This window comes from Ornithinimicrobium sediminis, assembly GCF_021272345.1.
Classification (GTDB): domain Bacteria; phylum Actinomycetota; class Actinomycetes; order Actinomycetales; family Dermatophilaceae; genus Ornithinicoccus; species Ornithinicoccus sediminis_B.
On record NZ_JAJSDQ010000005.1, the window covers coordinates 146,511 to 159,276 of the forward strand.

The window sequence follows — 12,766 nt, forward strand, 5'->3', positions numbered from 1 at the left end:
CGCCGCACCCTACGGTGTCGGGTAGTTTCGTGGCATGGTCCGTCCCAGTCCCGCCGCCGCCAAGACGGAGCGACTGCTCAACCTCACCATCTGTCTGCTCTACACCCGTCAGCCGCTGAGCAAGAGCCGGATCCGCACGCTGGTGCCGCACTACGCCGACAGCAGCGACGAGGCGTTCGACCGCATGTTCGAGCGCGACAAGGACGAGCTGCGCGAGCTGGGGGTCCCGCTGCGCACCGAGGTGATCGACGCCTTCTTCGACGACGAGGTCGGCTACCGCGTCGACCAGCGGGAGTACCGGCTGCCCGAGATCGACTTCACCCCCGACGAGCTGGCCGTCGTGGGCCTGGCCAGCCGCGCCTGGTCGCAGGCCAGCCTGGCGGGCCCGGCGGCCCAGGCGCTGCGCAAGCTCCAGGCCGCGGGTCTGGAGCGTGACGAGGCCGGTGTCTCCGGCATCGAGCCGCTGCTGCACACCACCGAGCCCGCCTTCGAGCAGGTGCGCCGGGCCGTGCTGACGCGCACCCCGCTCCGCTTCACCTACCGCGGCGGGGGAGCGGGGGTCGTGACGCAGCGCCACGTGCACCCGTGGGCCCTCACCAGCTGGCACGGACGGTGGTACCTGACCGCCCACGACGTCGACCGCGACGCGCCGCGCGTCTTCCGTCTCGACCGGGTGGAGGGCACGGTGACCCTGGCCCGCGCATCGGGGACCTACACCGTGCCCGCCGGGCACGACGCCCGGGCCATGATCACCACCAGCCAGGGCACGGAGGAGACCGTGCGTGCCCGGGTGGCCCTCCGACCGGGGTCGGGGCACACGCTGCGGCGCCGGGCCTCCGAGGTCACCCCGGGCGAGGACGGCTGGGACGTGGTGCTGCTCGACGAGGTCTCCAGGAGCGCCCTGGTCGCCGACGTGACCGGTCTGGGTCCCGCAGCCAGGGTGCTGGAGCCGGCCGAGCTCACCGCGGCGGTGCGGGACCGGCTGCGAGCCGTGCTCGCCGCCCACGACGAGCAGGAGGCACCGTGACGACCTACGAGTCCGCGACCGACCGGCTGGGCAGGCTGCTCACGATGGTGCCCTGGCTGATGCGCCACCAGGGCATCGACCTGGCCGAGGCGGCCGCGACCTTCGGGGTCGACGAGGCCCAGGTCGTGGACGACCTGCAGCTGCTCTTCGTCTGCGGGACACCCGGTCACATGCCCGACGACCTCATCGAGGCGTCGTGGGAGGACGGCAAGGTCTACGTCGGCAACGCCGACACCATCGCCCACCCGCTGCGCCTGGGCAGGGACGAGGCGCTGGCGCTCGTGGTGGCCCTGCGGGCGCTGGCCGCGGTGCCGGGCATCGAGGAGCACGACGCCATCGACCGCGCGCTGGCCAAGCTCGAGTCGGCAGCGGGTGACGCGGCCCGCGACGCAGCCGCGGTCTCCGTGGCCGTGGACGCCGACGGTCACGAGCAGGAGGTGCTCACGACGGTCCGGGCTGGCCTGCGCACGCACCGGCGGCTGCACCTGCGCTACCTGGTGGCCTCGCGCGACGAGTCGACCGAGCGGGACGTGGACCCCATGCGGGTGCTCAACGTCGACGGTCGCTGGTACCTCGAGGCGTGGTGTCACCGCGCCGAGGACCAGCGGATGTTCCGCCTCGACCGGGTGGAGGAGGTGAGCGTGCTCGACGAGGACGGCACCCCGCCGCAGCAGGCGCGGCCGCGTGCGGTCGGGCCGGGGGTGTTCCGGCCCAGCCCGGACGACGAGACCGTGCGGCTGCACGTGCAGCCTCAGGCGGCCTGGGTCGCCGAGCAGTTCCCGGTCGACGGTGTGGAGCGTCAGCCCGACGGCAGTCTGCTGGTGGACCTGCGCACCGCCGACCCGTCGTGGCTGGTGAGGCTGGTGTGGCGGCTCGGTGGCCAGGCCCGCGTGGTCTCACCGCCACGGCTCGTGGAGCTCGTGCGGGACGGCGCACGGCGTGCGCTCGGTGACCCGGCGTAGACTCGGCCACACCCTGACGGGCCACCACCCGTCATACGATCCGTCGAGGAAGGCACCACCGTGTGGCGCAACATCCAGGGCTGGCAGCTCTTCATCATCATCCTGGCCATCATCGTGCTGGTGGGCTGGAAGCGTCTGCCCGACGCCGCTCGCAGCATGGGCCGGTCCATGCGCATCTTCAAGTCCGAGGTCGAGCAGATGAGCGACAAGGGCGACGACGACAAGCCCAGCCCCGCCAGCAGCGACACCGTCGACGGTGAGCCCCACCAGGAGGAGCCGACCACCCGGCCGACGTCGAGCGTGCAGGCCCCTCCGCCGCCGGGGGACCCCGCCCACGACCGGCGCGACGGCGACGTCGGCGACCATCGCCCCTGACCTGCCGGCCACCGACCCGTGAGCGCCGTGGCGCGCCTGCGCCGAGCGCCCCGCGACCCCGAGGGGCGGATGTCGCTCGGTGAGCACTTCCGGGAGTTCCGCAACCGCCTGGTCGTCGCCGCCCTTGCGGTCCTGCTCTGTGGCATCGTCGGCTGGGTCTACTACGTCCCCCTGATCGGGTTCATCTCCGAGCCGGTGACCTCGTTGCGCAACGCCGACGGCGACCCCCTGGTGCCGCTCAACTTCGCGACCACGCTCACCGCACCCTTCTCGCTGCGCCTGCGGGTCTCGATCTTCGTCGGCATCGCCCTGGCGGCACCGGTCTGGCTGTGGCAGATCTGGGCCTTCCTGCTGCCTGGTCTCACCCGGCGTGAGAAGCGTCTGGCCTTCCTGTTCGGTGTGGCCTCGGTGCCCCTGTTCTTCGCCGGCGCCCTGCTCGCCGCCTGGGCGCTGCCCCGCACGATCGCGGTGCTGCTGTCCTTCGCCCCGCCGGACTCGCAGAACCTGCAGGACGCCACGGTCTACCTCAACTTCGTCCTCTACTTCGTCCTGGCCTTCGGCATCGCCTTCCTGCTGCCGGTCTTCATGGTCGGGCTCAACAGCATCGGGCTCTTCCCGGTGCGCACGATGCGGTCGGGGTGGCGCATCTCGCTGTTGCTGATCCTCATCTTCGCGGCGATGGCGACCCCGGACCCGAGCGCCTGGACCCTCTTCGCGCTGGCCATCCCGATGTACGCGCTCTACTGGGGAGCGGTGCTCGTGGCCAGTGTCAACGAGAAGCGCCGCCGCAGGCGCGACCCCGAGTGGCTCGCCACCGCCGACGACGAGGCCAGCGAGCTGTGAGCAGCAGGTATGCCGTGCTGCACGGCCCGCGCTCGGGCCGCGGGAGAGCCGCCGGCCGCAGCGACACAGTGCTCGCCGGGCTGCGCGGGGCGGGGCACGAGGTGCGGGACCTCACGGCACGCGACGCCGAGGACGCGCGTGTGGTCTGCCGTGCCGCTGCTGCCGACGGCATCGACGTCCTGGTGGTCGTCGGTGGTGACGGCCTGGTCTCGATCGCCGCGGACGCCTGCGCGGGCAGCACCACCGCCGTGGCGATCGTCGCTGCGGGCAGCGGCAACGACAACGCGCGCTCTCTGGGCATCCCGCTGGGCACCGGGCCCGCGATCCAGACCCTGCTGACCGGACGGCGGCAGGCCATCGACCTCATCGAGGTGCAGCCCCTGGGGCGGCTCGTCGTGGGCTCCGTGCCGGCAGCCCTGGACGCCCGCATCGCCGACCGCTCGACCCGGGTGCCGAGCCGGCTCGGGGCGGCACGCTACGCCGTCGCCGCCCTGGCCGAGCTGCCGCAGCTGCGGGCGCGTCCCTACCGTCTGGAGGTCGACGGGGCCGTGTGGGAGACCTCCGCCATGGTCGTGGCCGTGTGCAACATGCCCGTCTTCGGCGGGGGCATGCGCATCGCCCCTGACGCCGACCCCACCGACGGACTGCTCGACGTGGTGGTGATCACGCCCGTCCCGGCCGTCCAGGCCCTCGGCCTGCTCGTCGGGGTCTTCACCGGTCGCCACGCCACGCACCCGACGGTGCACATGCTCCGCGGGCGCACGGTGCGGGTCGAGGGCCCCGAGCTCACCGCATACGGCGACGGGGAGCCGCTGGCCCCGCTCCCGCTGAGCCTCACGGCGCGGCCGGCTGCACTCGATGTGGTGGTGCCGCAGGGCTGACGTAGCCTGGCGGCATGTCCTCTCCTGCGGAGCGGTACGCCGCCGCGCGCACCCGGGCCCGGCGTGAGTCCTCCCCGGTGGGCAGGTTCGCAGGCACCCTCGGGTTCGACCTCGACGACTTCCAGGTCCAGGCCCTCGACGCCGTCGCCGCAGGCTCCGGCGTCCTGGTCGCCGCCCCCACCGGGGCCGGCAAGACGGTGGTGGGGGAGTTCGCCGTCGCCCTGGCCCTCGAGACCGGACGCAAGGCCTTCTACACCACCCCGATCAAGGCCCTGTCCAACCAGAAGTACCACGACCTCGTCGCGCGTCACGGTGCCGAGCGGGTCGGCCTGCTCACCGGTGACTCCTCCATCAACGGGGAGGCACCCGTGGTCGTGATGACCACCGAGGTGCTGCGCAACATGATGTACGCCGGCTCGCACACCCTCGCCGGTCTGGGGTTCGTGGTCATGGACGAGGTGCACTACCTGGCCGACCGCTTCCGCGGAGCGGTCTGGGAGGAGGTCATCATCCACCTGCCGGAGTCGGTCCAGGTCATCTCGCTGTCGGCCACCGTGAGCAACGCCGAGGAGTTCGGCGACTGGCTGCGCACGGTGCGCGGCAACACCGAGGTCATCGTCACCGAGCACCGGCCGGTGCCGCTGTGGCAGCACATGATGGTGGGCAAGGACCTCTTCGACGTCTTCGTCCAGGAGCCGGGCACGGTGGCCGGCGAGCAGACGGGCACGACCCGGGTGAACCCCGACCTGGTCCAGCGCATCTCCACGGCCGAGCGGGCCATGGCCTGGCGACGTGAGGACGCCGGTGGGCCGCGTGGCCGGCGGGGCCGGGCCGGCGGGGGCCGCGGCGGAGGCTCCGCAGGACCGCCGGCGGGCGTGCGGCGTGGCGGGGCACCAGGTGGCTCGGCCGGCCGGGCCGAGGTCATCGAGCAGCTCGACCGTGCCGGGCTGCTCCCGGCGATCACCTTCATCTTCAGCCGCGCAGGCTGCGACGCCGCCGTGACCCAGCTGCTCGTGCGCGGCATACGGCTGGTGCCCGACCAGGAAGGGGCAGCCATCCGGCGGACCGTGCAGGAGCGGGTCGCCGAGGTCGCCGAGGCCGACCTGGGCGTGCTCGGCTACCACGAGTTCGTCGAGGGTCTCAGCCGCGGGTTCGCCGCTCACCACGCAGGCATGCTGCCGCTCTTCCGCGAGATCGTCGAGGAGCTGTTCACCGCAGGCCGCGTCCGGGCGGTCTTCGCGACCGAGACCTTGGCGCTGGGCATCAACATGCCGGCACGCACCGTGGTGCTGGAGAAGCTCGACAAGTTCAACGGTGAGCAGCACGCGCCCATCACCCCTGCGGAGTACACCCAGCTCACCGGACGTGCGGGACGTCGCGGCATCGACGTGGAGGGGCACGCCGTCGTGCTGCACCGGCGCGGTGTGGACCCCTACGACGTCGCCGGTCTCGCCTCGACCCGCACCTACCCGCTGCGCTCCAGCTTCCGGCCCAGCTACAACATGGCCGTGAACCTCGTGGCGCAGTTCGGTCGCGAGCGTGCGCACGAGCTGCTGCAGGCCTCCTTCGCCCAGTTCCAGGCCGACCGCGGGGTGGTCGGCCTCACGACGCAGGTGCGGCGCAACGAGGAGGCACTGCAGGGGTATGCCGAGTCGATGCAGTGCCACCTCGGCGACTTCGCGGAGTATGCCCGTGTCCGGCACCGCATCAGCGAGGTGGAGAAGGCCGTCGCACGGCAGCGGGCTGCCGGCAGACGCGCCGCTATCGAGGTCAGCCTGGAGGCGTTGCGGCCGGGGCACGTCGTGCACCTTGCGGCCGGGCGGCGGCGTGGCATGGCCGTGGTCGTCGCGCCGGCCCGCCCGGGTGGCCACGGGGCACAGCCCGCGGTCCTCACCGCGGACGGCCAGGTGCGCCGCATCGGTGCCGCCGAGCTGGAGGGACCCCTGGAGCCGCTCGACCGGCTGACCGTCCCGAAGCAGTTCAACCCACGCAACGCCAGGTCACGCAAGGACCTCGCGGCGACCCTGCGGGCGAAGGTGCCCGACGACGCACATCTGCGCCGTCGTGACCGTGGTGCTGGCGACGTGGACGGGCAGGACACCGGGGCCCACGCACAGCTGGACCAGCTGCGCGGGCAGCTGCGACAGCACCCCTGCCACCAGTGCCCGGACCGCGAGGACCACGCGCGCTGGTCGGAGCGCTGGTGGAGGCTGCGGCGCGAGACCGACGACCTGCAGCGCCGCATCGGCACCCGCACGAACACCGTGGCACGCACCTTCGAGCGCATCTGCGACCTGCTGGGCGAGCTCGGCTACCTCACCGACGGGGGCCACGAGGTGACCCCGGAGGGCCAGCGGCTGCGCCGTCTCTACACCCAGCACGACCTGGTGGCCGCCGAGAGCCTGCGGCGAGGCACCTGGCAGCGCCTGGACGCCCCCGGCCTGGCGGCGACGCTGTCCATCCTCATCCACGAGCCGCGTGGGGAGGAGAGCCTGCAGCCGCGGATGCCGACCATGGAGGTCACCGAGGCCTACCACGAGATGGTGGCGATCTGGTCACAGCTGCAGGACCGCGAGGACGCCCATCGGCTGCCCTCGGCCGGTGAGCTGGACGCCGGCATCGCGTGGATGGTGCACCGGTGGGCCTCCGGGCGAGGCCTGGAGGAGGTGCTGCGGGACAGCGACCTGTCCGCCGGGGACTTCGTGCGCCGTTGCAAGCAGGTCGTCGACCTGCTGGGCCAGGTGGCGCAGGCAGCCGACGGGCCGGTCGCCGCGACCGCACGACGCGCCACGGACGCGGTGCTGCGTGGCGTGGTCGCCGCCGACCGGCTGGACTGACGCCCTCGGCCGGCCCCCGTGCCCGTTGTGCGCTCCCGTGCTCCCGCCGAAGCCGACACGGGCGCGCACAACGGGCACGGGGTATGCGGTCACGAGGTCACGGAGCCAGGGCGAGGGCCTTGAGCAGGCGGGCCACGGCGTTGCCGATGCCGTAGGCCTCGACGTGCTGCTGCAGGGTCTCGGGGTCGGCGATCTCGCGGGGGAGCGTCAGCGGCACGTCCGGCACCGGCACGTCACGGGCCACCTTCACTACGAGCGGAGCCACGTCCAGATAGTCGGACGCCGCCTGCAGGTTGGCTCTGCGCGCACCCTTGATCCGCGGGTCGCCGGCAGCGACGGCCGCACGGACCCCGGCGAGGGAGCCGTAGGTCTCGACCAGCTGCGCCGCGGTCTTGTCGCCGATGCCCTTGACCCCGGGGAGCCCGTCACTCGTGTCTCCGCGCAGCGCCGCCATGTCGGCGTACGCCTGCCCGGTGGGCACGGCATACCTCTGCACGAGCGTGTCCTGGGTGACGAGGTCGGCGTCGCGCACACCACCACGGGCGGTGTAGACCACCCGGACCCCGGCCTCGTCGTCGACGAGCTGGAACAGGTCACGGTCGCCCGTCACGACGTCCACCGGCATCCTGCCGCGGTGCCGGTCGGTGAGGGTGCCGATGACGTCGTCGGCCTCGTAGCCGTCGACCCCGATGACCGGGATGCCGACCGCCTCCACGACCCGTCGCAGGACCGGGACCTGGACCTCGAGGTCGGCCGGCGCCTCCTCCCGGTCCTGGGTGCCCTCGACGAGCCGGTGCGCCTTGTAGGAGGGGATCGCCTCGACGCGGAACTGCGGACGCCAGTCGTTGTCCCAGCAGCAGACGAGGTGGGTGGGGGAGAAGCGGGTGACCAGCGTGGCGACCATGTCGCACAGCCCACGCACCGCGTTGGTGGGCGTGCCGTCCGGACCGGGCTGCAGGTCCTTGACGCCGAAGAAGGCCCGGAAGTAGAGCGAGGCGGTGTCGACGAGGAGGAGCCGGGGCTCGGGAGCGCTCACGGGCCCAGGCTACGTGCCGGTCACCGTGGGGGCGTCGTGACATGGGCGCTGAGAGACTGTGCCGCATGAGTGCGCCCGCAGATGCCCCCAGCGACGACGAGCTGACCCTCAGGCTCCTGGCGCACCTGGGCACGGCGATGATCGCCACCGGACAGCCGGTGCACGAGATCGAGCAGGAGCTGGTCGCCGTCGGCGCGCGTCTGGGCCATCCCGGCATCCAGCTGGGCGCCGGTCCCACCAGCCTCACCCTGGCCCTGTCCGCAGGTGCCCCCGCGACGTTTGCCGCTGCCCAGTCGTCCCTGCGGCTGGACCAGGCCTCCGACGTGCGGCGGATCCGGCACCAGCTGCTCACGGGGGAGCTGCCCCCGGACGACGCCTTCGCCGAGCTGGCCGCCCTGCGGCACCGCCCCCCGCTCTACCCCCGGTGGACCGTGCCGCTGGCCTGGGTGGCGGTCGCGGCCGGCATCGCGCTCATCCTGCAGCCGGGGTGGGCCAACGTGACCGCAGCGGCCGCCTGTGCCCTGGTCGTCGTCGGCCTGCTGTCGCTGGCCCGGCGGATGCCGGTCCTCATGGTGCTCCTGCCGACCGTGGCCGCCTTCGTCGTCTCCTGCATGGTGTTCGCCGCCGCCCACGCCGGGCTGGTGCAAGGGCCGCTGCGCACGGTGCTCCCGCCCCTGGCCGTGCTGCTGCCGGGTGCGCTGATGGTGACCGGTATGTCGGAGCTGGCCGCCGGACACATGCAGGCCGGGTCGGCGCGCCTCACCTACGGCACGGTGCAGCTCGGCCTGTTCGCGCTGGGCCTGGTGGCCGCGGTGGCCGTCCTGCGCGTCCCGCCGGAGATGCTGGCCAACCTGCGCGTGGACACCGTCGGATGGTGGGCGGCGCCGCTGGGCATCCTGGCCATCGGCGTCGGCATCAGCCTCATGGAGAGCGTGCAGTGGCGGCTCATGCCCTGGATCCTGCTGGTGCTCCTGGTGACCTTCCTCGCGCAGACCGCCGGCCAGCTCAGCCATGCGGGCCTGGGCGGCTTCCTGGGCGCGATCACCGCCACCCTGGGCGCCGCGCTCGTGGAGGCGCGCCGCCCCGAGCTGGCCCGGCTCGTCGTCTTCCTGCCGTCGTTCTGGCTGCTGGTCCCCGGGAGCCTGGGCCTGGTCGGCGTCTCCCAGCTCGTCGCAGACCCGGCGCAGGCCCTGGACTTCGGGCTGGGGGTGGTCGTGGTCATCGCGGCGATCGCGCTCGGTCTGCTCGTGGGGTCGGCGGTTGCCCGCCCGCTCGCCGACCTCCTCCGTCGCGCGCCGTCACTAGGCTGACCCCATGGAGTCCCTGGACCGGCACATCGTCTCCCTCCTCGCACAGGACGGCAGGATGAGCTTCGCCGACCTCGGCAGGCAGGTCGGGCTGTCGACGTCGGCGGTGCACCAGCGTGTCAAGCGGCTCGAGGAGCGCGGCATCATCGCCGGCTACCGGGCCGAGGTCGACCACGCCTCGGTGGGCCTGCCGCTGACCGCGCTCATCTCCGTGGTGCCCTTCGACGCCGCCGCGCCGGACGACATCCCCGACCGGCTGCGCAACGTGGAGCAGATCGTCTCCTGCTGGTCGGTCGCCGGTGACGAGAACTACGTGCTGCTGGTGCGCGTGCCCCGGCCCCAGGAGCTCGAGGAGCTGCTGGCCACGATCCGGGCCCAGGGACAGTGCAGCACGAACACGACCGTGGTGCTGTCCACCCCCTGGGAGGGACGCGCTGCGCTGCTGCCCGAGGACCCGGTCGTCACACCGGCCGGCTGAGGGCGCACTCGCTCAGCTGCGGGCGATCGGGGCGCTCGAGGCCCCGGTCACGGTGACCAGGTCAGCCGGGGAGAGCTCCAGGTCGAGGCCACGCCTGCCCCCGGAGACCAGCACCGTCGCGAACTGGTCGGCGGAGGAGTCGAGGACGGTGACCAGCCGCCTGCGCTGCCCGATCGGGCTGATCCCGCCCACGACATACCCCGTCACCCGCTCCGCGACCGCGGGCTCGGCCATCACAGCCCGCTTCACCCCCACCGCCGCTGCCAGAGCCTTCAGGTCGAGCATCCCGTCGACCGGGACGATGCCCACGACCAGGCCTCGGTCGGTCTCGGCCAGCAGCGTCTTCAGGACCCGCGCCGGGTCGACGCCCAACGACTCGGCCGCCTCGAGCCCGAAGGACGCCGCGCCGGGGTCGTGCTCGTAGGCCCTGAGCGTGTAGGTGACACCGGCGGCGTCGAGGGCGACGGTCGCCGGCGTGCCAGCGCCGTGCCTTCTGCGTGCCACGGCGCTAGGATACGGCGCACCGCCTACTGTGACGACCACATGCGAGGGCACCGAGCCGTCGCAACATCCCAGGAGTGGAGTGCCCATGCGCATCCTGTTCACCGGAGGGTCCGGCAAGGCGGGCCGGGTCGTCGCGCCCTACCTCGCAGCACGCGGTCACGAGGTCATCAACGTCGACCTGGTCCCGTTGGGCCACGACGACGTCCATGACATCCGCGCCGACCTCACCGACGCCGGCCAGGTCTGGAACGCCTTCTTCAGCTACACCGGCCCGCACGAGCTGGACGCCGGCCAGGGTGTGCCCCGGATCGACGCGGTCGTGCACTTCGCGGCGGTGCCGGCGATCATGCTGACCCCGGACAACGAGTGCTTCCGGGTCAACACGATGGGCACCTACAACGTCCTGGAGGCAGCCACCCGGCTCGGCGTCACCAAGGTCGTCCTGGCCTCCTCCGAGACGACCTACGGCATCTGCTTCGCCGACGGCGTCGTGGACCCGCCCGAGCTGCCGCTGCGCGAGGACGCACCCACCGTGCCGCCCATGGACAGCTACGCCCTGTCGAAGGTCGTCAACGAGGTGACCGCGCGCACGTTCCACCAGCGCACCGGTGCCGACATCTACGCCCTGCGCATCGGCAACGTCTGGGACGACAGCGACTACGCGCAGCTGCCGACCTACCTCGCCGAGCCGGGGCTGCGGCGACGCAACGCCTTCAACTACGTCGACGCCCGGGACCTCGGCCAGATCGTCGAGCTGTGCCTGCAGCACGACGGCCTGGGCTTCCAGGTCTTCAACGCCTGCAACGACACCAACGTGGCCTGGGCACCGGCCGCTGAGCTGGCCCAGGAGCACTTCCCGGGGGTGCCGCTGGCCGCCGACCACGGCGAGTTCGAGGGCCTGATGTCCAACCGCAAGGTGCGCGAGGTGCTCGGCTTCTCCGAGCGGCACGACTGGCGGGACCGCGCCTGAGCGGCCGACCGCGAGCCGGGGTCAGTGCACCAGCTGGTCGACCGAGGCCTGGCGGCTGGCCGCTGCACGGTCCACGGCCTCCTGGTGCAGACCCGCCGCGTCCGAGCTGCCGGCACCGTGCTCGCGCCACCACTGCTGCCCGCTGTCCGACAGCGTGTAGATGGGGTCGTAGTAGACGTACTCGGCGCTCGTGACGTCGACGTCCTCGCTCTCGATCGAGGTGCGGTAGTTCTTGCGCCAGTAGGAGATGCCCCGCTCGTGGTCGTAGGTGTCGACCTGGTGCACCCAGCGCTTGCCGACGAACGGCACGTCGCACACGATGCGGGGGGTCGCGAAGCCGGGCAGGTAGCCCATGATGGCGTGCTGCAGGTGCTGCGCCTCGGACAGGGAGAGCCGCCAGTGCTCGGCGAAGGGGATCATGTCGCACATGTAGAAGTAGTACGGCGTGACCGAGGCTCCGTCGGACAGCGCGAAGCACAGGTCGAGCAGGTCCTCGCTGGTGGCGTTGACCCCCCGCATCAGGACACCCTGGTTGCGCACGTCCCGCACGCCGGCCTCGAGCATGGCCCGGGCGGCGTCCGCGACCAGCGGGGTGACGGACTGGGCGTTGTTGACGTGCGTGTGGATCGCCAGGCCGACCCCGCGCGCCCGGGCCGTCGCCGAGACACGGGCCACGCCCTCCACCACGTCGGGAGCCAGCCAGTGCTGGGGCAGACCCATCAGCGCCTTGCTGGCGAGCCGGATGTCCTTGATGGTGTCGATCTCGAGGAGCCGGTCGAGGAAGGCCTCCAGGTTCTTCCACGGCATGTTGGCGACGTCACCCCCGGACACGACGACGTCGCGCACGCTCGGGGTCGCGCGCAGGTAGTCGATCATCGCTTGGTGCCGGTCGACCGGCTTGCCCGCCAGCTTGAGCTTGACGACCTGCGCGGTGGAGTTGCCCACCAGGTCCATCCGCGTGCAGTGCCCGCAGTACTGCGGACAGGTCGGGAGCAGCTCGGCCAGCACCTTCGTGGGGTAGCGGTGGGTCAGGCCCTCCGCCACCCACATGTCGTGCTCGTGCAGCGAGTCCCGGGTGGCATAGGGGTGCGAGGGCCAGTCGGTGCGCCGGTCGGAGAAGACCGGCAGCATGTACTGCCGCACCGGGTCGGCACGGAAGGCGCGGGTGAACTCCTCGCCGGCCGCGGGCATCCGCTGCGCGTCACCGAACCGGCCCCACGTCATCTCGCTGACCATCGTGTTCATCATCTGTGGGGTGACCAGCATGGACATGGTGGCCCGCTCGGCCTGGTCACTCTCCAGGTCCGCGTAGAGCTCGTCGGTCAGGAGCCCCCCCATCAGCTCGCGCAGCTGGCGGAGGTTCTTGACGCAGTGCGCACGCTGCCACTGCACGTCCGCCCACTCCGCCGCGGTGACGTCGCGCCACCCGGGGAAACGGGTCCAGTCGGGCTCGACCAGCGCGCGCTGCTGGTACCGGTACGGCTGCTCGATCTTTGCGGTCATAAGTGGCATGCTACGGACACCTTCCCGCGAAAGGAAAGTCTGG

Annotated in this window: 12 protein-coding genes; 9 read left to right on the forward strand and 3 right to left on the reverse strand. The window is 72.3% G+C overall.

Translation table 11 applies throughout. The features are described from left to right. Window positions 1-34: 34 nt before the first annotated feature. The 6 genes from LVO85_RS12635 to LVO85_RS12660 are packed head-to-tail and all read left to right on the forward strand — an operon-like array spanning window position 35 to window position 6,925. Window positions 35-1,027, forward strand: coding sequence for a helix-turn-helix transcriptional regulator (locus tag LVO85_RS12635; RefSeq protein ID WP_232747843.1), 993 nt, complete (start codon window positions 35-37; stop codon window positions 1,025-1,027). Then, window positions 1,024-1,989 (forward strand): helix-turn-helix transcriptional regulator, encoded by a 966-nt coding sequence (locus LVO85_RS12640; RefSeq protein ID WP_232747844.1) that lies wholly within the window; start codon window positions 1,024-1,026, stop codon window positions 1,987-1,989. The genes LVO85_RS12635 and LVO85_RS12640 overlap by 4 nt, the downstream gene beginning before the upstream one ends. A gap of 60 nt (window positions 1,990-2,049) precedes the next feature. Then, window positions 2,050-2,364: a Sec-independent protein translocase subunit TatA gene (gene tatA / locus LVO85_RS12645; RefSeq protein WP_232747845.1), complete on the forward strand. Its 315-nt coding sequence runs from the start codon at window positions 2,050-2,052 to the stop codon at window positions 2,362-2,364. An 18-nt stretch (window positions 2,365-2,382) separates the two neighbouring features. Then, on the forward strand, window positions 2,383-3,207 hold the full coding sequence (tatC, locus tag LVO85_RS12650; RefSeq protein WP_232747846.1) for a twin-arginine translocase subunit TatC: 825 nt from the start codon (window positions 2,383-2,385) through the stop codon (window positions 3,205-3,207). Further along, on the forward strand, window positions 3,204-4,088 hold the full coding sequence (locus LVO85_RS12655) for a diacylglycerol/lipid kinase family protein (RefSeq protein WP_232747847.1): 885 nt from the start codon (window positions 3,204-3,206) through the stop codon (window positions 4,086-4,088). Before tatC ends, LVO85_RS12655 begins: the two co-directional genes overlap by 4 nt. Window positions 4,089-4,102: 14 nt before the next feature. Further along, complete coding sequence (locus tag LVO85_RS12660) at window positions 4,103-6,925, forward strand: DEAD/DEAH box helicase (RefSeq protein WP_232747848.1); 2,823 nt, start codon at window positions 4,103-4,105, stop codon at window positions 6,923-6,925. Window positions 6,926-7,022: 97 nt separating this feature from the next. On the opposite strand, the gene LVO85_RS12665 is transcribed toward LVO85_RS12660, so the two are convergent. Then, on the reverse strand, window positions 7,023-7,961 hold the full coding sequence (locus LVO85_RS12665; RefSeq protein WP_232747849.1) for a 5'-3' exonuclease: 939 nt from the start codon (window positions 7,959-7,961) through the stop codon (window positions 7,023-7,025). A gap of 65 nt (window positions 7,962-8,026) precedes the next feature. On the opposite strand from LVO85_RS12665, the gene LVO85_RS12670 reads away from it, so the two are divergent. Both LVO85_RS12670 and LVO85_RS12675 read left to right on the forward strand, forming a co-directional pair. Then, the gene (locus LVO85_RS12670; protein ID WP_232747850.1) at window positions 8,027-9,271 is read left to right on the forward strand and encodes a threonine/serine exporter family protein; all 1,245 of its coding nucleotides are present in this window, start codon (window positions 8,027-8,029) and stop codon (window positions 9,269-9,271) included. Window positions 9,272-9,275: 4 nt separating this feature from the next. Continuing rightward, window positions 9,276-9,746: an Lrp/AsnC family transcriptional regulator gene (locus LVO85_RS12675; protein WP_232747851.1), complete on the forward strand. Its 471-nt coding sequence runs from the start codon at window positions 9,276-9,278 to the stop codon at window positions 9,744-9,746. 12 nt (window positions 9,747-9,758) lie between these two features. Here LVO85_RS12675 and ybaK read toward each other — a convergent pair whose 3' ends face one another. Beyond that, complete coding sequence (gene ybaK / locus LVO85_RS12680; RefSeq protein ID WP_232747852.1) at window positions 9,759-10,250, reverse strand: Cys-tRNA(Pro) deacylase; 492 nt, start codon at window positions 10,248-10,250, stop codon at window positions 9,759-9,761. Window positions 10,251-10,335: 85 nt separating this feature from the next. On the opposite strand from ybaK, the gene LVO85_RS12685 reads away from it, so the two are divergent. Next, on the forward strand, window positions 10,336-11,220 hold the full coding sequence (locus LVO85_RS12685; protein WP_232747853.1) for an NAD-dependent epimerase/dehydratase family protein: 885 nt from the start codon (window positions 10,336-10,338) through the stop codon (window positions 11,218-11,220). 21 nt (window positions 11,221-11,241) lie between these two features. Here the strand turns inward: LVO85_RS12685 and LVO85_RS12690 are convergent, their stop codons facing one another. Next, entirely contained in the window at window positions 11,242-12,723 is a 1,482-nt protein-coding gene (locus tag LVO85_RS12690; RefSeq protein ID WP_232747854.1) for a KamA family radical SAM protein, read from the reverse strand. Window positions 12,724-12,766 lie beyond the last annotated feature (43 nt).

Bases quoted from the DNA above. Each gene is read 5' to 3' on its own strand.
- LVO85_RS12635 (WP_232747843.1), top strand. From the start codon at position 35: ATGGTCCGTCCCAGTCCCGCCGCCGCCAAGACGGAGCGACTGCTCAAC.
- LVO85_RS12660 (WP_232747848.1), top strand. From the start codon at position 4,103: ATGTCCTCTCCTGCGGAGCGGTACGCCGCCGCGCGCACCCGGGCCCGG.
- LVO85_RS12670 (WP_232747850.1), top strand. From the start codon at position 8,027: ATGAGTGCGCCCGCAGATGCCCCCAGCGACGACGAGCTGACCCTCAGG.
- LVO85_RS12675 (WP_232747851.1), top strand. From the start codon at position 9,276: ATGGAGTCCCTGGACCGGCACATCGTCTCCCTCCTCGCACAGGACGGC.
- LVO85_RS12685 (WP_232747853.1), top strand. From the start codon at position 10,336: ATGCGCATCCTGTTCACCGGAGGGTCCGGCAAGGCGGGCCGGGTCGTC.
- LVO85_RS12690 (WP_232747854.1), bottom strand. From the start codon at position 12,723: ATGACCGCAAAGATCGAGCAGCCGTACCGGTACCAGCAGCGCGCGCTG.